The organism is Limnothrix sp. FACHB-881 (assembly GCF_014698135.1).
Classification (GTDB): domain Bacteria; phylum Cyanobacteriota; class Cyanobacteriia; order CACIAM-69d; family CACIAM-69d; genus CACIAM-69d.
Genome location: NZ_JACJSN010000001.1, coordinates 78,742 through 104,847, shown reverse-complemented (window position 1 = coordinate 104,847; position 26,106 = coordinate 78,742). Strand labels below are relative to the sequence as shown.

General features: G+C 57.7%; 19 protein-coding genes. 8 read left to right on the top strand and 11 right to left on the bottom strand.

The window, feature by feature from the left end; all coding sequences use genetic code 11:
* Positions 1 to 232 precede the first annotated feature (232 nt).
* A complete protein-coding gene (locus H6G52_RS00430; protein WP_206753599.1) occupies positions 233 to 1,108 on the bottom strand; it encodes a Tab2/Atab2 family RNA-binding protein in 876 nt (291 codons plus the stop codon).
* Positions 1,109 to 1,220: 112 nt separating this feature from the next.
* Between H6G52_RS00430 and H6G52_RS00425 the strand changes: the two genes are divergently transcribed.
* Positions 1,221 to 2,150 (top strand): DUF4349 domain-containing protein, encoded by a 930-nt coding sequence (locus H6G52_RS00425; RefSeq protein ID WP_190525749.1) that lies wholly within the window; start codon positions 1,221 to 1,223, stop codon positions 2,148 to 2,150.
* Between the two features lie 144 nt (positions 2,151 to 2,294).
* On the opposite strand, the gene H6G52_RS00420 is transcribed toward H6G52_RS00425, so the two are convergent.
* Positions 2,295 to 3,467 carry an aminotransferase class I/II-fold pyridoxal phosphate-dependent enzyme gene (locus H6G52_RS00420; protein WP_190525747.1) on the bottom strand — a complete coding sequence of 391 codons (1,173 nt, stop codon included), beginning with the start codon at positions 3,465 to 3,467 and terminating at the stop codon, positions 2,295 to 2,297.
* Positions 3,468 to 3,615: 148 nt separating this feature from the next.
* Here H6G52_RS00420 and trxB point away from each other — a divergent pair, with 148 nt between their 5' ends.
* Entirely contained in the window at positions 3,616 to 5,025 is a 1,410-nt protein-coding gene (gene trxB, locus H6G52_RS00415; protein ID WP_190525745.1) for a thioredoxin-disulfide reductase, read from the top strand.
* A gap of 23 nt (positions 5,026 to 5,048) precedes the next feature.
* Here trxB and nadB read toward each other — a convergent pair whose 3' ends face one another.
* The 5 genes from nadB to H6G52_RS00390 all read right to left on the bottom strand — a co-directional run bounded on the left by nadB (position 5,049) and on the right by H6G52_RS00390 (position 11,757).
* Complete coding sequence (nadB, locus tag H6G52_RS00410; RefSeq protein WP_242026101.1) at positions 5,049 to 6,746, bottom strand: L-aspartate oxidase; 1,698 nt, start codon at positions 6,744 to 6,746, stop codon at positions 5,049 to 5,051.
* A 385-nt stretch (positions 6,747 to 7,131) separates the two neighbouring features.
* Entirely contained in the window at positions 7,132 to 7,521 is a 390-nt protein-coding gene (gene psbU, locus H6G52_RS00405; protein ID WP_099531810.1) for a photosystem II complex extrinsic protein PsbU, read from the bottom strand.
* Between the two features lie 317 nt (positions 7,522 to 7,838).
* Positions 7,839 to 9,425: a B12-binding domain-containing radical SAM protein gene (locus H6G52_RS00400; protein WP_190525741.1), complete on the bottom strand. Its 1,587-nt coding sequence runs from the start codon at positions 9,423 to 9,425 to the stop codon at positions 7,839 to 7,841.
* 374 nt (positions 9,426 to 9,799) lie between these two features.
* Entirely contained in the window at positions 9,800 to 10,798 is a 999-nt protein-coding gene (locus H6G52_RS00395) for an adenylate/guanylate cyclase domain-containing protein (RefSeq protein WP_099531807.1), read from the bottom strand.
* A gap of 140 nt (positions 10,799 to 10,938) precedes the next feature.
* Positions 10,939 to 11,757: a DUF3120 domain-containing protein gene (locus tag H6G52_RS00390; protein ID WP_199312070.1), complete on the bottom strand. Its 819-nt coding sequence runs from the start codon at positions 11,755 to 11,757 to the stop codon at positions 10,939 to 10,941.
* Positions 11,758 to 12,149: 392 nt separating this feature from the next.
* Between H6G52_RS00390 and H6G52_RS00385 the strand changes: the two genes are divergently transcribed.
* Positions 12,150 to 13,064 (top strand): undecaprenyl-diphosphate phosphatase, encoded by a 915-nt coding sequence (locus H6G52_RS00385; RefSeq protein WP_190526170.1) that lies wholly within the window; start codon positions 12,150 to 12,152, stop codon positions 13,062 to 13,064.
* Here H6G52_RS00385 and H6G52_RS00380 read toward each other — a convergent pair.
* Positions 13,058 to 13,897 carry a PHP domain-containing protein gene (locus H6G52_RS00380; RefSeq protein WP_190525739.1) on the bottom strand — a complete coding sequence of 280 codons (840 nt, stop codon included), beginning with the start codon at positions 13,895 to 13,897 and terminating at the stop codon, positions 13,058 to 13,060. The genes H6G52_RS00385 and H6G52_RS00380 overlap by 7 nt on opposite strands.
* Before the next feature lie 440 nt (positions 13,898 to 14,337).
* On the opposite strand from H6G52_RS00380, the gene H6G52_RS00375 reads away from it, so the two are divergent.
* Together H6G52_RS00375 and truB are read left to right on the top strand one after the other, a co-directional pair.
* Positions 14,338 to 14,826 (top strand): allophycocyanin subunit alpha-B, encoded by a 489-nt coding sequence (locus tag H6G52_RS00375; protein ID WP_099531803.1) that lies wholly within the window; start codon positions 14,338 to 14,340, stop codon positions 14,824 to 14,826.
* A gap of 295 nt (positions 14,827 to 15,121) precedes the next feature.
* Positions 15,122 to 16,060 (top strand): tRNA pseudouridine(55) synthase TruB, encoded by a 939-nt coding sequence (gene truB, locus H6G52_RS00370; protein ID WP_190525737.1) that lies wholly within the window; start codon positions 15,122 to 15,124, stop codon positions 16,058 to 16,060.
* 65 nt (positions 16,061 to 16,125) lie between these two features.
* On the opposite strand, the gene H6G52_RS00365 is transcribed toward truB, so the two are convergent.
* Complete coding sequence (locus tag H6G52_RS00365) at positions 16,126 to 16,899, bottom strand: ATP-binding cassette domain-containing protein (protein ID WP_190525735.1); 774 nt, start codon at positions 16,897 to 16,899, stop codon at positions 16,126 to 16,128.
* A 275-nt stretch (positions 16,900 to 17,174) separates the two neighbouring features.
* Here H6G52_RS00365 and H6G52_RS00360 point away from each other — a divergent pair, with 275 nt between their 5' ends.
* On the top strand, positions 17,175 to 17,417 hold the full coding sequence (locus H6G52_RS00360) for a hypothetical protein (RefSeq protein ID WP_099531800.1): 243 nt from the start codon (positions 17,175 to 17,177) through the stop codon (positions 17,415 to 17,417).
* 69 nt (positions 17,418 to 17,486) lie between these two features.
* A complete protein-coding gene (locus tag H6G52_RS00355) occupies positions 17,487 to 18,029 on the top strand; it encodes a GNAT family N-acetyltransferase (protein WP_190525733.1) in 543 nt (180 codons plus the stop codon).
* Here H6G52_RS00355 and H6G52_RS00350 read toward each other — a convergent pair.
* Complete coding sequence (locus tag H6G52_RS00350) at positions 17,951 to 19,240, bottom strand: sulfite exporter TauE/SafE family protein (RefSeq protein ID WP_190525731.1); 1,290 nt, start codon at positions 19,238 to 19,240, stop codon at positions 17,951 to 17,953. The two genes, H6G52_RS00355 and H6G52_RS00350, sit on opposite strands and share 79 nt — an antisense overlap.
* Before the next feature lie 338 nt (positions 19,241 to 19,578).
* Between H6G52_RS00350 and H6G52_RS00345 the strand changes: the two genes are divergently transcribed.
* The gene (locus tag H6G52_RS00345) at positions 19,579 to 20,385 is read left to right on the top strand and encodes an aminotransferase class IV (RefSeq protein ID WP_190525729.1); all 807 of its coding nucleotides are present in this window, start codon (positions 19,579 to 19,581) and stop codon (positions 20,383 to 20,385) included.
* A 122-nt stretch (positions 20,386 to 20,507) separates the two neighbouring features.
* Here the strand turns inward: H6G52_RS00345 and H6G52_RS00340 are convergent, their stop codons facing one another.
* A complete protein-coding gene (locus tag H6G52_RS00340; protein ID WP_190525727.1) occupies positions 20,508 to 25,985 on the bottom strand; it encodes a response regulator in 5,478 nt (1,825 codons plus the stop codon).
* Between the last annotated feature and the right edge of the window lie 121 nt (positions 25,986 to 26,106).

Below are 26,106 nucleotides of genomic sequence, written 5' to 3'. Positions count from 1 at the left end.
TTGAAGAAAATGTTACAAAACAATATTGCGCAACGGAAAGAGCCGATCGGGCACAGCTAGTTACACTAAGCCGACCGAGCATGATCGAAGGCGATCGAGCGCGTTTGAACAAGTTTGCTTGATTAAGCGTGTTTGAGTAAGCGCATTTGATCAAACACGATTGAACAAGATTGAAACTGAACAAAACCGAACGATCCGGCAGGTGAATCGCCATCACCGAGCAGTGATCAGCTCAGGCAGGTTGCAAAAACCAAAGCCCCGTATAGGTCATGCCGGAATTATCCGGTTGAATGAGCAAGAAGTGCAGGTGGCGCACGGTGGACTTTCGAGACTCAAACGCGAGGCCAGCTTGGCGCAATTCCGCATCTTGGCTGGTGGCTAAAATCCATCGATCGCACAGGCCGGCTTCCAAGATTACCCCATCCGGCTCACCGGGCACGAAGCTGAGGGCAACGGGCTGCACACCATTGAGCCATTGGGCCAACGCACGCGATCGCCGCCCACCGTTCACCACAACCCCAGGAATAGGAGCCTTGGCAGACAGCCCCAGGCGATCGGGAAATAATTCCGAAGGGCGATCGCCGTAGGGGATTGGCCGCTGGGCTAACTGCCGAGCCAACACCTCCGCCGACAAACTGGCAAACCCCCAAGAATCCCCCCATAGCGAGTCCGCCAGGGGCAAAGGTGGCGGCGAATCGATCGCCAAGGGATCGTAAGGCTGACCGGTGGCCGGGTCGAGCAGGGGGGACTCGATCGCCCGTTTTTGCAACCAATCCTTCAGCGCTTGGGTGCGACGTGTGGCGGTCACGGGCCAACCCAACCGCGAAGCCGCCGCTTCCACCAAACTCAGGGATTGGGGCCGAAACACACAGAGCCGATCGGGCGGGGTAGCATTGTCACCCATAGCCGCCATCAGCCGCTCCGTTAACCAATTGGTGTCGATCGAGCTTTGGGGGCAAACATCTCGAAACACAAACGTTTGGGCCCGATCGCACAGGACTAATTCCCAAAGGGGTTGCCCTGCGGTGTCGGTCATGGGCCGACGATAAAAATCGACTTCCCAAATTTGTTGATTGATGGGTTGATTGGTCACCGGTTGATTGGTCACTGGTTAATCTGTAATTGGTTGATTAATTGGTTGATTAATCGCTGAAACCGTCGGAAGCACAACAAGCAAGTTTGAACTCCCAAGTCTGAAACACACAGAGCAGGCAACTTCCATGGCTCGATCGTTGGTGCTGGTGAATCCTCCCCAAGTGACCCGTAACAGTCGATCGCCCCTGTGGGCCCTCCTGTTGGGTGTTGCGTTAACCGGCTGTGGCGGGGGCAGCATGGCCAACAAAGCCGCAGCACCCATGCCCGAGGCCATGGCTCCCGCAGCGGGCGGCCAAGAGCGCCAGGCATTAGCCCCCAACGATAGCGATTTGGCGACCAGTGCGCAGTCGCCCCCTAGCCCGATCGCCCAACCGCAACTGATCAAAACCGTCACCCTGGCCCTGAAGGCAGATTCGGTCACCAAAGCCCTGGAAGCCACCCAAGCGATCGTCAAGGAAAATCAGGGCGATGTGATTAGTCTCAACGATCGCCGCACCGACACCAGCCGGATTGCAGAATTACAGTTTCGGGTTCCCGCCAACCAACTCGATCGCGCCGTGGCCGCCGTCACCCAATTGGGTTACCTGCAAAACCGAGCCATGCAAGCGGAAGACGTGACCGATCAACTGGTGGATGCCGATGCTCGGTTACGCAACTTGCGCCGCACCGAAGACAGCTTGCTCGCCTTGCTGCAAAAATCTGGCTCCGTGCGCGACATTTTGGCAGTGAATCAACAGGTCAGCCAAACTCGCCAACAGATTGAGCAAATTGAAGCCCAACTGAAAAATCTGCGCACCCGCGTGGCCTATTCCACCGTGAACTTAACGATCGAACAGAGCGTGGCTGGTTTGGCCGATGCCAACCCCATTACGGCCCAGTTGGCGGAAACCTGGGGTAAGGCGACGCAATCGGTGGGCCAAGTCACGATCGGCCTCTTGCAAATCACCCTATGGCTGTTGGCCTACACCCCCTATTGGTTACTGTTTGGGCTGGGCATTTGGGCAATGCGCCGCTGGGCCCTTCGGCGGGCCCAAAATCAATCCGCCAACCATTAATTCACGACCAATTCACGACTCATTCACAGTCCTTAATTCATCAATTCATCGATTATTCACTCACCCATTCATCGATTTATTGGCCAATCAATGCGCTTGTCAATCAATGCATTTGTCAATCAATGCATTGGTTAATCGCTTGCCCTAAACCCCAACACAGTTCGTCGGCAAAGGAACAGCGGCCAACACCTCTCGCAGGTTGTTGATGACGCGATCCTGTTGCTCTGGGGTCAGCTCTGGGAACATGGGCAAGGACAAGACACAATGGCCCAATTGCTCGGAAACGGGCAAAGATCCCGGCTGATAGCCCAAGTTGGCGTAGACCGCTTGTAGGTGCAGCGGCAGAGGATAGTAAACCGCTGTCCCCACACCGCGATCTTGCAGGGCTTGCCGCAACCGATCGCGCAGTTCTGGGCCGGCGCTGCCCTCGCCCACTTGGATTGTGTATTGATTCCAAACGCTGGTTCCGCCAGCGATCGCCTGGGGCAAACGCAGGCCCGGCAAACCGGCGAGACCCTGTTGATAGCGCTGGGCGATCGCGGTGCGCTGCTGGTTCCACTGATCGAGCGATCGCAACTTAATTTGCAGAATCACCGCCTGAATGGCATCGAGGCGACTATTCACCCCGATCGCCTCGTGGTAGTAGCGTTGGCGCTGGCCATGCTCCCGCAACATCCGCAAATCCGCCGCCAGTTGAGGATCGTTCACGGTCATGGCCCCGCCATCACCGCAAGCGCCCAAATTTTTGGTGGGATAGAAACTAAAGCAACCCACGTGGCCAATGCTGCCCACCCGTCGATCGCCCCACTTTGCTCCCGTGGCTTGGGCACAATCTTCAATCACCCACAGGTTGCTGGCCCGGGCGATCGTCATCAGCCGCTCCATATTCACCGGCTGGCCAAACAGGTGTACGGGAATAATCGCTTTGGTGCGCGGCCCGATCGCCCGTTCCACCGCGTCCAGATCCAGATTAAAGGTCTCCGCATCCACATCCACAAACACCGGAACCGCGCCCACTGCGCTCACGGTTTCCGTGGTGGCAATGAAGGTGAAAGGCGGCACAATCACCTCATCCCCCGGGCCAACACCCAGGGCCCGCAACGCCAAATACAGAGCATCGGTTCCGGAATTACAGGCCACACAGAATTCCGTACCCACATAGCGGGCAAAATCCTGCTCAAAGGACTCGATCGCCGCGCCGCCAATGTATTTACCGGAAGCCAATACCTCCAAGACCGCCGCATTCACTTCATCGCGAATTTGCGGAAATTGCTCCGTTAGATTAAACGCAGGAACGTTACTCACCACGCACACCACACCATCACATTGATTTTAGGGTGACATCCTTCCTGCCTTGAAGCAACGGGGCAAGGGTTAATCAATACCTGAACGAATGCCTGAACTGCTGAAGCAATTGCTGGGATGGCAACGGAATTCTGACTATGCTATTTTATTCATAGTCGGTATGAGTTTAGATAAAGCATCCATGACCAGCGCCGCTTCTGCACCCAACACCGTTGAAAATGTCGTGATCATCGGTTCCGGCCCCGCCGGTTACACGGCTGCCATCTATGCCGCTCGTGCCAACTTGAAACCTTTTATGTTTGCGGGCTTCCAGGCGGGCGGTCTGCCCGGTGGCCAACTGATGACCACCACGGAAGTGGAAAATTTCCCCGGCTTCCCGGAGGGCATCACGGGCCCGCAATTGATGGATCGGATGCGCGCCCAGGCGGAACGGTGGGGCACGGAGGTGGTGACGGAAGATGTCACCTTTGTGGACTTGAGCCAGCGGCCCTTTGTGGTGCGATCGACCGATCGGGAATTGCGAGCCCACAGCGTCATCATTGCCACCGGAGCCACGGCCAAGCGGCTGGGGCTGCCCAGCGAAACGGAATTTTGGAACCGGGGCATTTCCGCCTGCGCCATTTGTGATGGAGCCATGCCCATGTTCCAAAACGCCGAGCTGGTGGTGATTGGTGGGGGCGACTCGGCCGCCGAAGAAGCGATGTACCTGACGAAATATGGCTCACGGGTGCATTTGTTGGTGCGATCGGACAAAATGCGGGCCAGCAAGGCCATGCAAGACCGGGTGTTGGCCAATGCCAAGATCACGGTTCATTGGCACACCACCGCGATCGATGTGGTGGGGGACGAAACGGGCATGACCGGCCTACGGGTCCAGCACCAGCAAACCGGCGAAGAATCAACGATCGCCGCCCGTGGTTTGTTCTACGCGATCGGGCACAAACCCAACACCGATTTGTTTGTGGGGCAGCTTGACCTAGACGAGGTGGGCTATATCAAAACCTGTCCCCACAGCGTGGAAACCAGCGTGGAGGGGGTGTTTGCGGCCGGTGATGTGCAAGATCATGAATATCGGCAAGCGATCACGGCGGCCGGAACCGGTTGCGCAGCGGCCCTGTTGGCGGAACGGTGGCTTTCGGCTCAGGGCTTGGCCCAGGAGGTGAAGCGCGACAGCACCGAGCCAACGGCGGCCTCCGTGACTGAAGACAAGCCGATCGTGGCGGATACGGAAGAAACTTTCAATCCACAAGCCACACGCCACTTTGGCGGCTACGCGGTTCGCAAGCTTTACCACGAGACCGATCGCCCCTTGGTGGTGAAGTTCGTTGCCCCTGATTGCGGCCCTTGCCACATCCTGAAACCCATGCTGGATAAGGTCGTGGATGAATTTGAGGGGCAAATCCACTTTGTGGAGGTGGATGTGAAGGATGAGCCACAAATTGCCGAAGGGGCGGGGGTCACCGGAACGCCAACGGTGATGATTTTCCACAACAAGGCCAAGGCAGCGGAGTTTCGCGGCGTGAAGCAAAAGAGTGAGTATCGCCAGGTGATCGCCCAACTCCTGAGCTAAGTTGTCATAAGGCGATCGAACGATCAGACCCAAGGGAGACTGGTGCGATCGCCCAAACCCGATTGGGAAATCCAGCGCTTGTTCCCCTGCAACAGGGTGTGACAAGCCCAAGCTGGATCCGTATTGGGGTGATCCACTCGATAGTGGCCGCCGCGACTTTCCGTTCGGAACAGGGCACTCTCCAGCAGCGAGGTGGCCACATCCAGCAAGTTACGTGTTTCCACCCACTGATGTACCGCCAAGATTGCGCGATCGTCCAAAATTTGGCAGGTTTCACCCGGCTGCAATTGGGTCAACAATTGTTGAATCGGCAAGTTGCGCAGGGTGGATTGGGCCGCTTGCAACTGGGCGATCGCGTCGATCAGGGTCGATGATTTGCGACAAATGCCCGCCGCACTCCAAACCAGCTTGGGCAAATAATTTCGCCAGTGCGCCAAGTCCGGCGATGGCTCAAAGGCGATGGTCGGCAGCGACAAGCACCGCTCGATCGGCAGCACCGACCCTTGGGCCACGGTCAAGTTTCGGAACTGGGCCCCAAACACAATGCATTCCAGCAAGGAATTACTGGCCAAGCGATTGGCCCCATGCACCCCGGTGCTGGCGGTTTCGCCCACGGCGTATAGCCCCCCTAAGGAGGTGCAATTGGCTCGATCGGTCGCAATGCCCCCCATCCAATAGTGCGCCGCGGGCGACACGGGAATCGGCTCCCGCAGCGGATCGATGCCCCAATCCCGACAGGCCTTCAAGATATTGGGAAACCGGTGCAAAATTTGCGCTTCGGGAATGGGTTGTAAGTCCAACCACACCCGATCGCCCCCATGCCGTTGCAAGTGGGAATAGACGGCCCGACTGACCGCATCACGCGGGGCCAACTCTCCCGCTTCATGAAAATCAAAGGCAAACCGCCGCCCTTGGTCATCCACCAAGTGGGCCCCCTCACCCCGCACCGCCTCGCTGATTAGAAAGTGCGGTGCGCCGGGAATATCCAAGGCCGTGGGGTGAAACTGCACAAATTCCAAGTCGCGCAGCACGGCCCCAGCACGATAGGCCATGGCCACGCCGTCGCCCGTGCTAACGCTGGGATTAGTGGTGTGGGCAAAAACCTGGCCGCCGCCGCCCGTGGCCAAGATCGTGGCTCCGGCCGCCAGCCACCGCAGTTGCCCTTCCTGCAAACAGGCAATTCCTTGGCAGCTTTGCCGATCGGGGGTCAGCCACAGGTCAATCGCCAGGGTTTCCGACAGCACCGTAATGTTCGATCGCTCCAACACCCGCGCCACCAAGGCACTCACCACCGCTCGCCCCGTCGCATCCGCCGCATGGAGCACCCGCCGTCGGGAGTGAGCCGCCTCCAGGGTGACGGCCAACTGTCCCTGATCGCGATCGAACGCCACCCCCAGCTCCACCAACTGCGCCACGCAGGCCGGCGCTTCCGCCACCAAAAATTCCACCGCCACCCGATCGCACAGGCCCGCCCCCGCCGCCAGTGTGTCGGCCACATGCAACGCCACCGAATCATCGGGAGCCGTCACCGCCGCCAGCCCCCCTTGGGCCCAATCACTCGCCGATCGCGACACCGTGGCCTTGGTCACCACCGCCACCGACAGCTCAGCCGGTAAACAGAGGGCTGAATATAACCCCGCCGCCCCACAACCCACCACGATCACATCAAAGCGATCAACCGTTGGGCGCTCAATTTCCACAGCCGGCAAAGGGTCACTCATCATTGGGCACAGAAAGCTAAAAATCGTGGGATTGCCAAGCAAAAGCGCCACAGCCAGCGATCACCGCCGCCAAGCCGCAACAGACGTTGAATTTCTCGGATCACTGCCCGAGACCTAACGAGATTCAACCAGATTTAAGCAAAAGGCGATCGCGCCGGGAGCTAAACCACCGCTGCGCAATCGCCTTTAATAATCTAGTTCACGGATTCCGGATACGGGAATTCCGAGTGCGGGGCCCCAAACCCGATGGAGCAATCAAACCGGCCAAGCCGATCATCGGGCGGGGTGAATCACTATCTTCGGTTCCAGTGGCAATATTGCGATCACCGGAACCCTTGATTAGCCCTTTGATTAGTCCTGGAAACCAATCAGGGGCAACCTAACGTTATTTGTAAACGCCATCGTTAATGCGGTGATCCCCTTCATTGAAGATCGGATCCTGTTCCGTCACCGTGAAGGTGCCCGCATCCAAGTAATCCTTTAAAAGGCTCTGTTGCCGATCGCTCAGGCCGCCAATCTTCAGCACTTCTTCCGGCGCACTGTAGGGCGCATTCGCAATAATCTTTTGCGCCAACGTCGGGTACAGACCCCGGTAAGCCTTGAAGTTGCTGATATTGGTATTGTTCAAATCAATTTTTTTGCCAAATTCCGTCGCCAACTTGGCATCGGCATTGTTTAAAGATGCTTCAGCCCATGCAGCCTGAGGATAGCCCGCGCCAATCCACGTGAGCGCGACCAGGGCGATCGCAAATACCAGGCGAACAAACCGTTTCATGAGAACCGGTACCTCCTTACAAGACACAGCAAATCATGGCGGAACCACCAACGCGATCGCGCTTCGCTCTCAGTTACCCATGGGCAACGAGACTGGGCAACGGCCTTCGCTGGTGAAAAAGTCGAATAATATCACCAGTATCTCAAGTTTCGAGCCACCTGCGACCGGGCTGATGGAAGCCCCACCAACCTTTTTCGCTATTGCTCGCAAACAGACAAACGGGCGAGAGCCAGTCGAGAGCTAATTGTTGCATAGATTTTGGGCGTGCGATCGCCCATTCTTGGCTGCCACCCTTAGGCCCAACAGGCTCCCGATCCTTAAACCATCGCTTCCGCCCGTTGACTATTCTTCAGGCGCAATTCCTCCGCCAAGAACTGCTGCACTTGCTCTTCAATTTCCGATCGCACAATTTCGCGATATTCCATGAAATGTTCAATTTGGGCGCAAACCGATAGATAGCTGCTGATGCCACCGGGGTTATGCCGCCACATATTCCAAAGGTTGCGCCAGAACTGCCAGCGCGTTTTCCGCAACGCCCCCTGCCGCCAACAAATGGTCAGCAACGCCCGAACCGTCACCCAGTTAATGGGCTTGCGCGATCCCTTGCCCTTCTTGGGATAGGTCGCTTCCCCCAGCAAGCGGAAGTGGCGATAAACCCGATCTAAAAACCGTTCCGGATCGTAGAGTTCATAGAAAGCCGCCACATATTCCCGCGCAATGTCTTCGAGGGGGCGCGTGGGCACAAAGTTCATCAATGTGGTTTGGTTGATGTTGGCCGACTTGCTGCGCAGCCGCCCTTCCCGCTCCAATCGATGCCAAAGGGCCGTATCCGGCAAGGCTTGCAACATGCTGAACAGGGCGGTGGGAATTGCCGTTTTTTCCACAAATTGCACAATTCTTGCGCCCGCACCGGCTTTTTCCCCATCAAAACCGATGATAAAACCGGCCATCACCCGCAGACCCGATCGGGCAATGGCAATCACCGCCTCGCTCAAGGAATCTCGGGTATTTTGATGCTTTTGGGTCAGGGTCAGGCTCTCCTCATCGGGCGTTTCAATGCCCAAAAACACAGCCCCAAAATTGCACTGCACCATCATATCCATCAGTTCTTGATCCTGAGCCAAGTCCACCGAAGCTTCCGTGGCAAAGGAGAAGGGATATTGATGCTCCACCATCCAAGGCAACAGCTCTTTTAGGAACAGCTTCACATTGCGTTTGTTGCCAATGAAGTTGTCATCCACCATGAAGATGCTGCGCCGCCATCCCAACTCATACAGGTAGTCCAATTCTTGCAAGAGTTGTTGAGGCGTTTTGGTGCGCGGCTTGCGACCATAGAGCACAATAATGTCGCAGAACTCGCACTGGAATGGGCAGCCCCGCGAAAATTGCACCGACATTTCCGCATAAGCATCAAATTCCAGCAGGTCGAAGCGCGGAATGGGCGTTTCGGTTACGTCGGGCTTCACCCCGTTGGCGCGGAAAGTGCCCGCTAGCTCGCCTCGTTCGATCGCCTCCACAAACAGGGGCAGGGTAATTTCCCCTTCATCCAAAATCAGATAATCGGCCCCCACGTCGCTCACTTCCTGCGGCAGGGCCGTGGCATAGGGGCCACCCACGGCAACCCGTTTGCCCCGTTGTTTTGCGGCTCTGATTCGATCGAGCAAATCATCTTTTTGCACAATCATCGCCGACAAAATCACCAAATCAGCCCAATCCCACTCCGCTTCGGTGATGTCACGGACATTACAATCCACCAACTTAAAATTCCAGCTTTGGGGCAAAAGCGCCGCCACCGTCACCAATCCCAAGGGCGGGAGCATTGCCTTGCGATCGAGCAAGGCTAGGGTTTTCTCAAAGGACCAAAAGCTTTTCGGAAAAAGAGGATATAGCAGCAGGACGTTCATCAAAAACTCCAGGAATGATCATTCCTTATGGTTGTTTTTTGGATCGCTGTTTGAAAGAAATCAGTGACTCAAGCCAGTAAAAGTTGCCAATAGTCGATTCTTTGTCCCATTGCTTGGATGCAAAACCCAACAAAATTTCATTCCACTATAGCAACAGAAGCCCAAAATCATGGTTAGGGTCGTGTTGAGTAATACCGTTTGCGCCCATGGGATTGATCAAAGTTTTGAATCTCGATCGAGAACAATTGCCCGACGATCGGCCCCAGGATTTTCCACGCGGACTTTGTCTTCATCTCAATTCACCAGTTTGGCCAAACTTGGGTCAAGGGAGGCAATTGATTGGATTTTAATTTGGATTTTAATCAAGTTGAATTTTAAAAATCCAGTTCCAGGGATCGATGATGGGCGGTTAAAAACCGATCGAGATTGTCGTAGGTGGCGGCATAGGTGACGCTTTCGGTGTCATAGCCCTTGAGGTTCACGCGATATTCCTGAAAAATCTCGCAGGCAGAGCCATTCAAGGCACAGAGATACTGGTAGGTGGTTTTCCCGATCGCCACATCCAGTTGCAATTCCTTGGTGCAAGACTCCAACCGAAAGGCGGCGTTCACCGTGTCGCCCAGGGCGGTGTAATCAGGGCGATCGTTGCTGCCGGTGTTGCCAACCATGGCATAGCCCGTGTTGGCCCCGGTGCCAATTCGCAACGGAAAGGGCAAAGGATAGTGCAAATGCAAGTCGCGGGTCATTTTTTGCAGTGCATTGACCGCCTCAAAAATTTGCAGCACTTCCCGGGGACTCACTTCCTGTTCCCCGTGAATCCACACGGCCATCACAGCATCGCCGATATATTTATCCACCCAACTGCCGGATTCACGGATGATGTTGCCCGCTTGGCGAAACCAAGTCCCGATCGCCTCCGAGAGAACTTTTTCGTCCGTCTGTCGGGTCAGCCCCGTGAAATTCCGAATGTCAGCCACCAAAATCGTGATCAGCCGTCGCACATGGAGCGTCGCAGTCACAGAAAATTCAAAACTATCGCTGGTGCTGTAGTCCCGATCGTGGGCGGGCGCATAAAAATCCAGTTCCGTTTGGCCAAAGGTCAGGCGATCGCCGCTTTGCAGGGTGACGGGAATGCTCACCCGGCGGCCATTCACGAAGGAACCATTGCGACTTCCCAGATCAATCAAATAGAACGCGCCATCCTCCATGCACTGGAGCATGGCATGGTTGCGCGAGATCCAAGGATCACCCAGCACAAAATCATTGTCTGGGCTGCGACCGATCGTCCAGCAAGCGCTACCGACAAGGGGTAAGTACCGGCTGCCGGATTCGGTTCTCAGAATTAAATGCGGACAGGGCTGGAGCGTAACCACGCGCGCACAAGTGAAAGTCCTGGAGACTAGGTGTTGTTTTAGTCCGGCACAATATACACCGCCATTGACAGCTCCTCCGTACAGCCTGTGCAGATTTTGGGCTACGCCACGGTTGGGGCCAACGGGGCCGAGTAGGCAAATTAGGCAAACAGGGCACTCAGCCAGAATAGGCCATCGACAAAGAGAGTGCCCAACAGGGCCGCACTAAACACCATCCAGCCAGCATCCTGGGATCGCTTGGCCCACCAACCCGCGCCCAGGCCAGCAAACAGCAACGTACCCGCCAGCAACGCGGCCCAGCCCAGGCCAAAGGGGGTATGCATTTTGGCTAAGGCTCCGTGCAGGATCGGGGCAACGGTGTGAAGATCGGCACTTTCGGCGGCGATCGCCTCGCGCCAGGCGGGCATCAAATCTACGCAATAGAAATAGCTATCGGTGATGGCGGTTCCCAACAAGGAGCCGAGATAGAACAGGCTGCCAATGCGTCCCCAGCTCGATCGCACGGAGATTAGCGCCAGGGGCAGGGCGATCGCCTCCATGGGCAGGTGAACTGTGGGTTCCCAACGCAACCAGCCCCAATAGAGCGAACCCGCCAGCCAACTCCAGCTAAACCCCACCAACAGGTCGCCCCAAACCCGCCACTTGGGCGACTCCAGCCACCGGGCCCCCAACAGGCTCCAAACCAGGGTGAGGGCGGTGCAAAGGATGGGAAATGATCGCACCAAGGGGGCTTCCACAAACACGGGGCCCGACACCAGGAACAACCCCGCCACAAACATCCAGCCCAAGGCCACGGGCGATCGGGTGGCGATCGGCGGGGCAGGGGGAATCAGGGTTGTCTCATCAGGGCAATCACTAGCCGAGGCATCCGCCACCAAACTCGCGGACATCAAACGACCGGGGCCAGCCGATCGGCGAAACGGCGTAATGGCGCTGGCAGAGGAGGGATAGGCAACCAAAATGAGAAAACCTGCGACTTTGGTTAGGTTTATTAATTTTTATCTTTAGTTTTCTTAACATACCATAGCCCCCACGGTGCATCACCGATAGCAGTTGGTTTTCGGGATGCGGCAAAATCAGCCACAATATCAGCCGCGATTGGAATGATGGCGGAGGAACGCCGTTGGGTAGCATGGCAAGGAAGGCGGATTGCGAATCAAGGACATCGTATTCAGTCCTTAGCATCAGTCCTTAGAAATTCAGCAGAAATTCAGAACAGTGGTTGAAGGTGCTGAGCATTTTCAGGCATGGTTGGGGCCAATCAGGTTTAACGATGGGTAATTCACAGCAAGGGCGATCGAGCAGCAAAGGGCAGAGTCAAATCAAGCGGGTTTACCGCTGGTGGGCCGGGATGGGGCTGGGGGTTTGGCTGGTGGGCTTGGGGGCTGCGGCCCAAGCGGCTGACCCAACGGTTCCGGTGAGTGATGGTGTGAGCTGGCTGGAGGCGATCGGTCTGGGGCTGGTGCAAGGGCTAACGGAATTTTTACCGATCAGCAGCACGGCCCACCTGAAGGTTGTGCCCGTGGTGCTCGGTTGGGGCGATCCGGGCGTGGCCTACACGGCGGTGATCCAACTGGGAAGCATCGCGGCGGTGCTGACTTATTTTTGGGCAGATTTAACGGCCCTGGCGATCGGGTCAGCCCAAGCCATTTCCCGCAAGGATTGGAGCGATCGGCAGTTTCGGATCGCCCTTGGCATTGGTCTGGGAACGTTGCCCATTGTGGCTGGCGGCTTAGCAATTAAGAAATTCATCCCCGATTTTGACAATTCCCCGCTCCGGAGCTTGGGGGCGATCGCGATCGCCTCGATCGTCATGGCCCTGCTGCTGGGCTTAGCGGAAGTGACCGGCAGCCGCCACCGCCACTACAACTCCCTGGGGCTGAACGATGGATTAATTTTAGGGGCGGCCCAGGCCCTGGCCCTGATTCCCGGGGTCTCGCGATCGGGATCAACCCTGACGGCGGGCCTGTTGTCCGGCATCGATCGGGCGGCGGCGGCGCGTTTCTCCTTTCTGCTGGGCATTCCCGCCATTACCCTGGCGGGGTTGGTGGAACTGGTGGGTGTTTTGAAAGAAGGGTTGCCGGCCGGTGCGGGGTTGTCGCTAACGGTGGGCGTTGTGGTGTCGGCGGTGTCGTCCTATGCGGCGATCGCTTGGTTGCTGAAGTTTTTGCAGACCCAAAACACTTGGATTTTTGTGATCTATCGGTTGATCTTTGGGGTGGCGATTTTGGGGTCGATCGGGTTTGGGTGGCTGCCCAATCAATAATCGGTTTCTATTGCCAAGGTGGCCTTGACCTGTTTCAAGCGATCGAGCAAGGCCAGGGGCAATTGAAATTGATTTAAGCTGTCGCGGCGTTCAGCCCTGGTACTCGGGGCGGGGCCATGGTAGTCACTGCCGCCCGTGGCCAACAATCCATAGCGATCGCACAGTTCCAAAAGGCGCTTTTGCTCCGTCAGGCTGTGGTTGGGATGATAAACCTCCAAGCCCAACAGCCCCGCCGCCACCAGTTCCGGCAAGGTGTCTTCCACATTGCCCCCACGAAACAGGTAAGGATGGGCCCAAACGGGCACGGCCCCAGCCGATCGGAGCAGGTTCATGCCCTCCACGATCGAAAATTTGTCGTACTGCACATGGGCCGGGCGATCATCCCCTAAAAATCGGGTAAACGCTTCCTGGGCCGACGTGACATGGCCCGCCGCCACCAGCGCTTGGGCGATGTGCGGTCGGCCAGGAGCCATGTTGCCTGGTAATTCCGGCAGCTCGATCGGGTAGCCCAACTCCGCCAGCTTTTCCGCCATGCGTTGGGCCCGCTGGCGACGGCCGGCCAAGCGCACGGCCAGCGGTTCATGAATTCGATCGCGATCGGGATAAAACCCCAAAATATGGAGCGATCGCCCGTTGTGAACCACGCTCAGTTCCAACCCCGGCACAATTTCGAGCCGATCGCCCGCCGCCTCGATCGCCTCATCCAAACCAGCGCAGGTATCGTGATCCGTAATGGCCAGGGCCCGCACCCCCGCTGCGATCGCCGCCGCCACCAACTCCGTCGGAGTCAGCGTGCCATCGGAAAACGTCGTATGACAATGCAATTCCAGCAAAATTTCCTCCTGCCCCTTTTGCCCATTCCTGTCTAGATCTGATCCAGATCTGATCCAGGTCAGAATCCGAATCTTTCTGAATCTTGGCTACTCCTGGCCCAGTCCCCGGTGGTCGTCGCCAAACCTGAGACAGGCTTCGGGGTATCTGTTACAAATCTTCACCAAAGCTGCCACCGATCGACACCCCCGACCAAGGCCTTTTGTGGAGGATCTGGGATCAGCAACAGCCCTCTGAATCGATCGCCCCTAAGTAAACCCAAGCCAACGATTTCCCGATCGACGAAAACCGACTGGGCAATGGTTTGACCCCATTTTTGCTAAGGGGTCTCGGCCCATTCCAGCCCCGGGCGATCGCCCCAATCAGGGGTCAATTCGCCCGAAGGTTTTGCCGCGAAAAAACTTTGGTAGAGTGGAAACGATATTCCGATACTCTCGATATTATGAGCGTAGTTAGCCAAGTCATTCTGAAAGCCGACGATGAGCTTCGCTACCCTAGCAGTGGCGAGCTTAAGAGCATCTCGGAATTTTTAAAAACCGGCGAGCAGCGTATTCGGATTGCCCAAACGCTGGCCGACAGTGAGAAAAAGATTGTGCAAGAAGCCAGCCGCAAGCTGTGGCAACGTCGTCCGGACTTTATTGCTCCCGGCGGCAATGCCTATGGCCAACGGGAGCGGAACCAGTGCCTTCGGGACTATGGCTGGTATCTGCGACTGGTGACCTACGGCGTGTTGGCGGGCGACAAAGAACCGATCGAAACCATTGGTCTGGTGGGCGCACGCGAAATGTACAACTCCTTGGGTGTCCCGCTGCCGGGGATGGTGGAAGCCGTGCGTTGTCTCAAGGAAGCCACTTTGGGCCTTCTGAGCACCGAAGATGCCGCCGCCACCGAGCCTTACTTCGACTACATCATTCAGGGAATGGCGGCCTAGGGCCGTTCCTTCAGAGACCAAAAACCCATGAAATTTGGTTTGCGTTCAAGGTCGTTTTCGGGCGATCGCGGTGGGCGCAGGCTGCAATCACAGGGGGTGGAGATGTGGGCTGCATCTCTACCCCTTTGCGTGTCTGAGGCTGGCTGAAACGGCTGCTCTTGGCCCACATCTGACCAAACAGAACGCTAGCAGCAATCCAGCATTAGCAAGAATTAGAACCAAGAATTCAGAAATTAGAAATCAAAAATTGGAAATCAAAAATCAGGTGTTTGTCCCCTGTAGGTGCAATTAGGCGATGGTTTGTGGATTTTTGAACTTGTGCAAACCGGCGGGCTTCACGTCCCACGATTGCGTGGCCAAAGTACGGCGGCTGACGCGGTGCAAACGGACGGGCCATGGGGGCACGTTGGATCCGGCCGCGATCGGGGTGTTGCCGATCGCCCTGGGGCCCGCCACCCGTCTGTTGCAATTTCTGCCGGGAGCCAAATCCTACGCAGCCACGGTGCGCCTTGGCATCACCACCACCACCGATGACCTGGAAGGGGAAGTGCTGACGGCGCGATCGCCCGAGGCCTTAACCAGCCTCACCTTAGAAGCCATTTCCAGCCAAATATCGCAATTCATTGGCCCAATTCGACAGATTCCCCCCCAATACAGCGCCATTCAGGTAGATGGGCAGCGGCTCTACGATTTAGCGCGGCAAGGTAAGACCGTGGAAGTGCCGGAGCGACAAGTGCAGGTCGATCGAATCACGATCGAGGCTTGGCGACCGGGAACCGAGCCGGAGTTGGACTTAACCATCGACTGTGGCCCCGGAACCTATATCCGCTCGATCGCCCGAGATCTGGGCGCGGCCTTGGGCGTGGGGGGCGCGTTGGCCCATTTGAAACGAACGGCCAGCGGTGGCTTCACCTTGGAAAACAGCCTGACGCTGGAGCAATTGGAAGCGGCGATCGGGCAAGGGTGGCAACCGATCGACCCAGCCTTGGGCTTGACCCATCTGCCCACGGTGACCTTGGCGGAAGAGGCCGTGAAGCGCTGGTTTTTTGGCCAAGCGATCACCCTCGCGGAATGGCCCCCAACACCGCAATGCGGCGAATCCCTCAAGCAGGAGCAAACCGACCCGATCGCCCGTGTTTTGGATCAGTCCGGTCGGTTGTTGGGAGTTGGGGCCCTAACAACGGGAGAGGCGGGGCCGCTATTGGCTCCGCGTGTCGTCTTGCCAGCCGATTGAAATGCCACGGGCCCGATGACGACACAGGCCATGCAGGGCCACTGGCAGAGCATAGCCAGACCACTTCAAAACCAATCGGCTTCGGGATCGGGAAGGCCGGAATTAAGGCCGGCCTGATTAACCGAGGGGAATTGTTTTTCCAGGGCAGCCCAGTCCATTTCGGAAGCCGGCCGATCGGTCGTCAGTTGCCCTTGCGTTAACACCCAACAGCGGGTGGCGATCGGGGCAGCCCTCAGACCGGCGATCGTGGTGGCGGTGCAAACCACTGCGGCGGTTTGGGAGCTGAATGCTTGATTTTGCAGCAGGTTTTGCAGGCGATCGCTCTGTTCCTTGGTTAAGCCCTCAAACCCATCGCCCAACAGCAACACCAACGGTTGCAACAAACTAGCCCGCGCGATCGCCACCCAATGTTGCTCGGCGGCGGTCAGTTGAAAGGCTTGGCGGGTTAACCAACTGGCGGGAATTCCAAAGCGATCGCAGGTTTCCTGAATGGCCGCCTCGATCGCCCGGGAGTCTTGGCCCAGCAACGCCAGGGGATAGGCGAGGGTTGCCGCCACCGTCGGAGCCAGCAAGGTCGATCGAGGAGCCACCCAAGCCACCCGCCGCCGCAGGGCAACGGGATCCAGCGTTTGCACCCGCTGTCCCTGAACCAGCACATCGCCAGCCGTTGGCTCCGACAGCCGCACCCACCAGCGCAAAATCTCCGGGGCCTGTGCCCCCACAATCAACAGCCGCTCTCCGGGTTCGATCGCCCCCGTAATCGGCCCCAAGGGCGATCGACCGCCTTGGGTTGCGCCTTGGCAAGCTAACAGGGGCGATCGAGGGGTGGCTGCATCCATAGCAATTGGGTTGGATCGTTGGTTTTGGATCGTCGGTTTCAGATCGTCGGTTTCAGATCGTCTATGCCGTTGCAACGGCATTCAGCCCAGGTCTAGCCCATGGCCCATGGATGAGGTCGCTGGTAGAAATATCTGCGGGAAATGCTCACGGGAAATGCCGACGAAAAATTTCCGCAAGAAATTCTGAGAAACCCAATGCGGGATTGGGCGGGTTTTCTGTCAAAATAAGTGCCAAGAAATATTACAGAACGTTATCAAAATTAGAGAGGTCGGTGATGGCGTTTTTCCGGCAGTATGTGGCTCCCTTCCTGGTGGTGTTGATCTTCGCGGTGGCATTGATCGCCGTGAGTGCGCGGATCTTCTTGCCCAATGATTTGGCCGCGCCCGCACCGATCGGGGCGATCGACTTCCCTTCCCCCATTGCTCAACAAACTACGCCCTCTGCACCGTTGCCGCCTTCCTTATCTGCGTTGGTGCAAGGGTCTGCGCCCGATTTGGATCTTTCTGCCAGTTTGTAGCCTGCAGGTTAGAGTCTGCGGGCTAATGCCGCCATGAATCAGCCATCCGACCCAGGGCCGGAGCCTGGGATGGGGCAACCATCCAATCAGTTACCCACAGGCTATCGATTACGGCGGGGAAGCCGGGCCGATCGCCCCCAATTGTTGGCGGGCTTGGCGGCCACCTACCGGGAGCTAATGCCCCTGAGTCCAGACCCAGAGTCGATCGCCCTGTTGGTCGATCGACTCTGGACGGCCGATGGGCAACTGTGGTGGGTGGAAGCGGCCACGGCTCAAGCCAGCGACGGTCAATCTAGCGGTCAATTTTGGGTTGCGGGTCTGTGGTTGGGCTGGGCGATCGACCCGGAAACTGGCCAACGACGGGCCCAACTGCTTTGGCTCTATGTGCAACCGACGGAACGGCGGCGTGGTTTGGCTCGATCCCTGCTGCATCAAGCGGAACAGCAGGCCAAACAGGCCGGTTGCGATCGCCTGGGGCTGCAAGTGGGAGCCAGTAACCAAGCGGCGATCGCCCTTTATCAATCCTTGGGCTATCAGACCCGATCGCTGGAGCTAGTGAAATCCTGGGATGGGGCGGCGGTCAGGGACGCAGACGCACCGGCCACGCCGTGATAGAGCGCACCCAGGCCCCACAGTTGCCAAAACCAACGCACCCGCATCAACAAAACCAGAGCTAGCCCACAGCCAACCCCCATCGCCCTCCGCCAAACCGATCCCCCATCCCCGATCATGGTTGGCCCACCCGCCAGGGTCATGTGCATCCCGATCGCCGCCAGGGCCGGAATGGCAGCCAGGTGTAAGGTGCGCCAGTGGGAGCCTAACCAGCGCATAGCTCGATCGAAACTGGTGAGAGCCAACAACGTTAGCAGCCCGATCGCCCCCACACCGGCCCAAATCCCCACCTGCTGGCGAGGGTGCAAAAAGCCCACCGCCCCCCAGTCCCAATCCAGGGAGTGATCGAGCATGTGGCCCGTATGGGCCAGGGCCAACAACCAAGCGCCCACCCCAATCACCCGGCGATAGCGCAGGGGGGCCGCCCACAACCGACTGATGGGCCGAGCGATCAGGGATAAACTCAGCAGCACCAAGGAACCATAGCCCGTCAGATCCTGCATGGCGCTGGTGCGGCCCAGGGTTAACAGCCCGATCGCGATCGTCACCCAACCGGCCATCCGAAAGAGTTGGCTGCGTCGATCTTGGCCAATGGAGCCAGCCCAAGCGCCCGTTAAAACCATGGTGGGTAAGGTTCCCAGCCCAAAGACCAGCATGGTCAGGCTGCCCCCGATCGCGCTGCCCGTTTCCGCCGCCTTAATCTGGGCCGCATACAAAAATCCACAGGGAATTAGCCCCCAAACCAGCCCCACGGCCAACGGCATCCACCAACGGGTTTGGCCAGCAATGGTGAGCATGGTTTTTTCGAGGCGATCGCGTTGGGCCCCCCGGGCCAGGGGATGCCAGAGCGGCAAGCGGGGCAACCATTGGGGTCGCACTTGGGCTAGGCCAAACCAAATCAACATCAACCCCGTCAGGACGCTCAGGCTTTGGCGCAGGGGGCTATCAATCCCCGTCAGTTGTCCGCCCGCCACCAGCAAAGATCCCAAACTCCCGATCGCCCCGCCCGCCACGGCATAGCTGAAAATTCGCCCCAAATTCAGCAACAAATGGAAGCGGCCCAACTGCCACCAGGTTTTGGCTCCCGCTTGCGGCAAGGATCGAGGGTCTCCCGACAGGGCAAAGGCCACCGCCAAAGGCCCACACATACCCGCACAGTGACCAAAACTACCCAAAAAACCCAGCGCCCAAATCAAGCCCCAGTCAAGCATCTCCCCAGATCCCGTTTTCCTGTAGTTTCCCAATGGCCCCCGGTCGATCGCTCCTGGCAACCGAAAACCTGAGGTAGTTCTAGTTCTCCGCAATGGCGCTGTTTTGGTTGAGTCCTGAACTCGATCGCCATCATGCTGATTAGCTCAACCGGATTAGCCCAACCAGATTGGCTCAACCGGATTAGCTCAACCGGCTTGGCACTCAACTCGATCGGTGCAAACAGTTGGTTAACCCAATCAAGGTTCCAGCAAGGGGACAAAATTCAGCACAACGATTACGGTAAACAAGCGGGGCATTGATCCCGTCAGTATTTTTGAGCTTACCCGCAATTGGTTTCATGCCTGCCCAGTGGTATCACGGTCAACCCCTCGATCAGCGCACCATTACTCTGGATGTCACGGATCCAGGGTTGATATTTGGGGCCACAACCTTCACAACCTTGCGCATTTACGATCGCGATCTCCACGGGCCCATGACCCAATGGCTGGCCCACCGCGATCGGCTCTACAACACTCGCAGTCAGTTGGGCCTGACCCAGCCGGATTGGGAACAGGTAGAACAGGGAGCAACCCTGTTGGCGGCTGAATATCCGGTGGTGCGGGTCACTCTTTTTTCCGATGGGCGGGAGTGGATTGTGGGGCGAGAATTGCCCTCCAATTTGACCCAAAAACAAACACAGGGCATTGTGGCTTGGGTAGCCCAGGCAGCCCACTACCGCCGTTCGATCGCCGCTCACAAAACGGGCAATTATCTTCCCTGTTGGCTGGCATTGCAAACGGCCCAGCGACAGTTTTTGGGCCCCGAACCGGCCTCCGAAGCCATTTTGGTTGATGAGGATGGGCGCTGGCTGGAAACCAGCACGGGCAATCTTTGGGGATTTCGGGATGGGCGTTGGTGGACTCCGCCCCTGGGGGATTGCTTACCGGGCATTGCTCGATCGCACCTGATTCGCCAGCTCCAACGTCACGGGCAACCGATCGGCGTTGACCAACCCTGGACTGCCGATTGGGTGGAAGGATTCGAGGCGATCGCCTATTCCAACAGCGTGGTGGAGGTGGTTCCTTTCCATGCAGTGCTAGATGGCCACCGGGTGCATCGATTGGCGATCGAACCGGTGGCCGAACTCCAGGCTCTCTACCAATAGGGCAATCAAGCCGTTCGCGCAGGATCCGTTGGTTCAGGATCCATTGAGCATTGCTCGGCCGAGCAGCTTAGGCACTAGTTAGGCACTGCTTAGGCGCTGGTCGGGAATGTAGGCGTTAAACGTTAGGCATTGGCCGTGATCAGCACCTCACCCCGCAGCATTCGCCGCGCCGCATCCAGGAGAGCTTCTTCCAGGTAGGGCTTGGTGAAGTAACCCTTTGCGCCCAAGTCAACGGCCATTTTCCGGTGCTTGTCGGCTCCCCGAGAGGTGAGCATGGCCACAGGCAGTTCACAGAGGGTTTCTTCCGTCTGCAATCGCTGCAAGAGCTGCAAGCCGTCCATGCGCGGCATTTCAATATCACAGAACACCAAGTCGCAGGGCAAGCCCGATCGCAGTTTTTCCCAGGCCTCTTGACCGTCGCGGGCCTGCTCCACTTGATAACCCGCTTTCTGGAAGGTCATCTTCAGCAGCTCGCGCACCGTGATCGAGTCGTCCACAATCAACACCATCGGATCCTTTTGCTCCGTCGGCGGCTCCACGATGTGGATGTTGTCAGATTCCCAACGGCCGCTGACGGTATCGCGCCGGATGCGACCCTTCGCCAGGTCAATTAGCTCCAGCACATCGGCGATCGGCATGACGCGCCCATCACCCAACACCGTCATCCCAGCAATGCCCAGGGGCTTGGGCACGGGGCCTTCCGGTTGCTTAATTACGATTTCTTGCTCGCCCAGCACCCGATCGACCTCGATCGCAATGAACTCACCGGCACTGCGCAACACCACGATCGCCAAGGAGTCGTCCTCCTGGTTGCCGCCGTAGATGTTGCCGCGACTCAGGTGGCGGTTGTATTTCAGCAGCTCAGTGAGGGGATGCAGCGTCAAGATTCGATCGCGCCAGGCAATGCAGCGGCGACCTTCCTTATCGGTCTGCACATCCTCCGGGTGAATATCGGGCGGCGTGTCTTCCACCCCGTCCATCGGAAACGCGATCGTGGCGTGATCGCTCAAGCACCGCAGCGCCTTACAAATACTCAGGTTCAGGGGCAACCGGATGGTGAAGGTCGTTCCCCGTCCCAGTTCTGAATCAATGCTGATGCTGCCGCGCAATTCCTGAATTTTGCGCATCACCACATCCATACCCACGCCGCGCCCGCCAAACTCATCGGCCTGGTCTTTGGTGCTGAAGCCCGGCAGAAAGAGCATTTCATAGATTTCTTGGCGCACCATATTGCGGGCCTGGTTGGGGTCAATCAAGCCCTTCTCGATCGCCTTTTGTTTCACCCGCTCCGTATTAATCCCCGCCCCATCATCGGACAAGGAAATCACCGTTTGGTTCCCTTGATAAAACGCCCGAATGGTCAGCTTGCCGGTGGGGGGTTTGCCTGCCGCCACCCGCGCTTCAGGCGTTTCAATGCCATGCACCAGGGCGTTATTGATCATGTGGGTAATTGGACTCGATAGCTCCTGGGATAGGAACTCATCGATCGCCGTTTCTTTGCCCTCAATGATCAGATCCACGTCCTTGCCACAGCGCTCAGACACCGATCGCACTGCCCGGGGCAACCGTTCCACCGTGCGCGCAAAGGTCACCATGCGCGACTTATTCAAGTTCTCTTGAATCTGGGTGGTGATTTGCCGCAGGTTCCGCACCAGTTGATCGGTTTGTTCCACCACGAAGTCAATGTCGGAGGCAGACTCCCGCACCCGCACAATCAACTCAATGATTTCTTGAGATTGGGTGTGGAAGGGGGTGAAGCGATCCAGCTCCAGTTCTCCCAAGCCCATCCGGCCGCCGTGGGTGTCAGACTCACCGCTGTGATGGGTGTCGGAATGTCCGCCGCCACTGCCGCCGCGCCGCCCCGACAGCAGGGACATTTCCAGGAGCGATCGCTCGTAAAAGTCCTGCATTCGTTGCCCCACATCCCCCAACTGCTGCACCCGTTGGGTCAGATTTTCCAAGGACTGGCGCAGGCGCTCTTGGCCCTGTTCCATGCTGTTGCGGTTCACCACCATTTCCCCAACCAGGTTGTTGAGGTTGTCTAAGTTCCGCACCGGCACTTTGATGATTTGCTCGGCCCGTAAATTGCGGTTGGCGGCCGCTTCCATTTCGCGCTGACCGTTCGCCACGGGAGTTGGGGCCGATCGAGCTGGAGATCCCGCAGGGCTGGGGCCGGTCGCTGGGGCAGCCTTGGCCGGGGCCTCCAGTATCTCCACCAAAGCGTCAAAGTCTAGATCGAGGCCACCGGTGCTGCCAGCGGGCGCGGGGGTTGTGGCTGGGGCCGCCACATCGCCAAATAGATCCTCAAAGCGATCGGGGCTGTTGGTGGCGGCCGTCGTTGACAGATTCAGATTCTTCAGCAGATTATCCAGCTCATCGGCATCGCTGGCCGCTTGGCTCGCCGGAGCCGGTGCAGCGGAACCCTCTAGGGCATTGAGCAGGTCATCGAGGGTGCTGTCACCGGCCGGCACAGATCCCGGCTCCTGATTCAGCAGTTGATCCAGATCGCCCAAATCACCCAAACCGCTGAGGCCGTCCATCATCGGCTCACTGGTGGGGGGCGCACCCAAGAGCGCATCCAAATCTTCCAAGTCCGAACCGGCCAGCGGATCAACCGCATCAACGGGTAATCCTAGGTCACCCAAATTACCAAAATCACCCAAAGTCCCCAAGTCTCCTAAGCCACTCAAGTCGTTTAGATCACCCAGGCCCCCGAAGTCAAAGTCATCGGCGCGATCGGCACTGGTTGCCCCCTGTGGCTCACTGAGATCCAAGGGGCTGCTCCAGTCGGCCGTTCCCATCAAGAAGTCAGGGGCTTCGCCATCAGCGGTGGCTTCCAGGCTGGTCGCTTCCCCAAAGTCCAAATCGTCCAAGGCTGCCCAATCATCATCCAGCGCAGGAGCAGGGGCCGACGCGGCAGCGGGGGCCAACAGGGCATCCAAATCCGAGAGAATGGGCGGCTCCGTGAAGTTTTCCGGAGTCCAGAGGGCGGCTGCATCATCATTGGCCCCTGCGAGATCTACTTCGGCCTCGGCCAGGTCTAGATCTTCTTCTAGACCGCTCAGATCGGTCGTTCGCCGATCGGAGAACAGATCTTCCAGACCTTCGGAACTGAGGGTGGAGCGATCGATCCGAATGGCTTTGGCCCCATTCACGTCGTAACTGAGGTCAGCCGCCTCATAGACCGGCTCGGCCGGCTCCGCAGAAAGCGGATCGTCCAGCAGGGTATCGATGTCTTGGATAAAGTTCTCAGCGGTTGAGGTTTCCGCATCCGGCAACATCACATCGGGCGACTCTGCCAACAGATCCGCAAAGGGATCCACCTCCTCCAAGGGATTGGCATTCAAGATGCCATCCAAATCGAAGTGATCGAGGGCGGGCAAGTCGTCTAGAGCCGGATCCACCAGGGCCGGCATGGCGGTGGTTGGCGCGAGATCCTCATCGGTCAGATCAACGGCGCTGAAGTTGCTCAGATTATTGAAATCATCGGTCAGGTCAACGGCGCTGAAGTTGCTCAGATTATTTAAATCGTTGAAGTCCAAGTCAGGGGCGGAGTCCGACCAGTTATCATCCAGGTCGATCGCGGCCAGGTCGGGCCACTCCCCTGGCGACATATCGCCGAGATCCAACCCATCACCCCAACGATCTGCGGTTGCTTCCGGGGCCGCGGCGGCCGCCACATCTAGATTGGTTAGATCGGCCAGTCCTGCATTGCCAAAGTCTAGGTCTGCATGGGCCAGATCTACGTTGGCCAAATCTGCGGCCCAAGCATCCAGATCAGCCATGTCATCGATCGCCCCAATCTCCGGTAACGGATCGAGGGTCAGCTCTGGAGGCGCAATCTCTCCCGTCAGGCCATCAATCAGATCCAACCCCAAGTCTGAGCCGAAATTGCCATCAAGATCATCCAGATTCCCCAGCGCCGGATCAATCACCGTCGTCAAATCCGGGTCATCATCTCCCAACTTTTGGAGTTCATTGGGGATCGGTTCGATCGCCGTGGGATTGCTGATCAGCTCTGTGGAGAAGGTCAGGTCGCCGCTGGGCACCACCCGTAGGCCGGTGGGTTCCTCTTCCGCATCCAAGCCCAGATCGAACAGGTCATCCGAGGCGATCGGGTTGACTTCCGTGGCCGTTTCCACCGCATCCAGCAGCGCATCCAGATCATCATCACCAATGAGATCGATCGCCCCTGAGCCTTGACCCACATTCGCCAGCAGTCCATTGCCACTCGATGGCTCATCCCCAAAGGACAACAGGTCATCGATGGACTCTAGCCCCATATCTGCCACCGAATCGGTGGTGTCAATCTCATCCAGCAGATCGTAGCCCAGTGCATCCAGAGAGCTGGTCAAGGCATCAGCATCCGCTGACGATTCCTCATGGGTAAAGATTAGATCTGACAGGTCATAGTCTGCGGCCTGATTTAGGGGTAACCCAGCCCCTGACTCCGAACTTTGCCCCGGCAGATCAGCCTCCAAATCCTGGGAGCTTTGGCGAAACAAGTCCGCCAACACGTCCAATTCGGCCACGCCCACTTCCGGCCCCGTACCCGGTTCTGCCCTTGGCCGTTCCACCCGGCTGGTTTGGGTGGGTGATGGGGTGGGGCTTAAATCCAGCTCATCCATCCGGGTTACGACGGTGTTGCTGGTTTCTGTAAACCAATCTTGCTCAAACTCATCGCCCTGGCTGTGGGTGATGTCGGTAATTTCGGGCGCTAATTCGTCGTTGAGTAAGTCGTCGAAGTCAAATAGATCTACATCTAGGCTGCTGGGGCTGGGGGCAACCGGCTGGGGAACCAAGGCCCGTAACTCACTGCCCAAGCAGATCTCCTGACTGCGATCGTCCAGAACCAGATCTTGAGCCTGCTTCAGGTCGCGAATAATGGTGGGCGCTAGGGTTTTGTAGGAGTTGGTGGGGCAACCGATCGCCTGGCTGGCCGCATCCAGTAGCTCCACCCAGCCGGTAATGCGGCTGCTTTTGCCCAAGTCAGACAAGCGCTGACACATCCATTGGAGCTGCGCGCGCTGCTGAGGACTGTCCCCTTGGCGAAACAGATCCAACATTTCCCGCAACAGTTGGGGCACCTGTTGCTGAAAAACCTGATGGGTGCGATCGGCCGCCCAAGCATCCTCACTTTGGGATGAGAGGGTACGATGCAGCACGCTGGGCATGTCCACTTCATGGACGGCGAGGCCCAAACGTTCTGCCAGGGCGTTAAACGCTGGCTCCGAATCCTGTAGCACGCGGTTGCCCACTTCGGTGGTGAGGCCAAAGGGGCCCTGGAGATGGTCGAGCAGTTCCACCAGGGTGTCAAAGGCCCGCAAAAACAGGCTTTCCAACTCCCGATCGATATGGATCGGATGTTCTTTCAGGACTTTGAAAAAGTCTTCAATCCGGTGGGCGGCCTGTTGGATGCTCTCGAATTCCAACATCCCCGCGCCCCCCTTGATCGAGTGGGCCGCCCGAAAGACCTCATCCATCAGCTCCGGGTCTTCGATCGTCCCCTGCAAGTTCATGAGGCCTTGCTCGATGGTTGTGAGGTAGTCCTTGGCTTCCTCAATGAAATAACCGACGATGCGTTGCTGTTGATCTTGCATGGAACATAGCCTCCGAAGCGTTTGCCCGCATGATCAAGGGCACTGCCAGCCAACTCGATGCGGATTTGGGGCGAATCAAAAGATGGATCGACAAAGGGTTGCTAGCGACTCAAACTCGCTC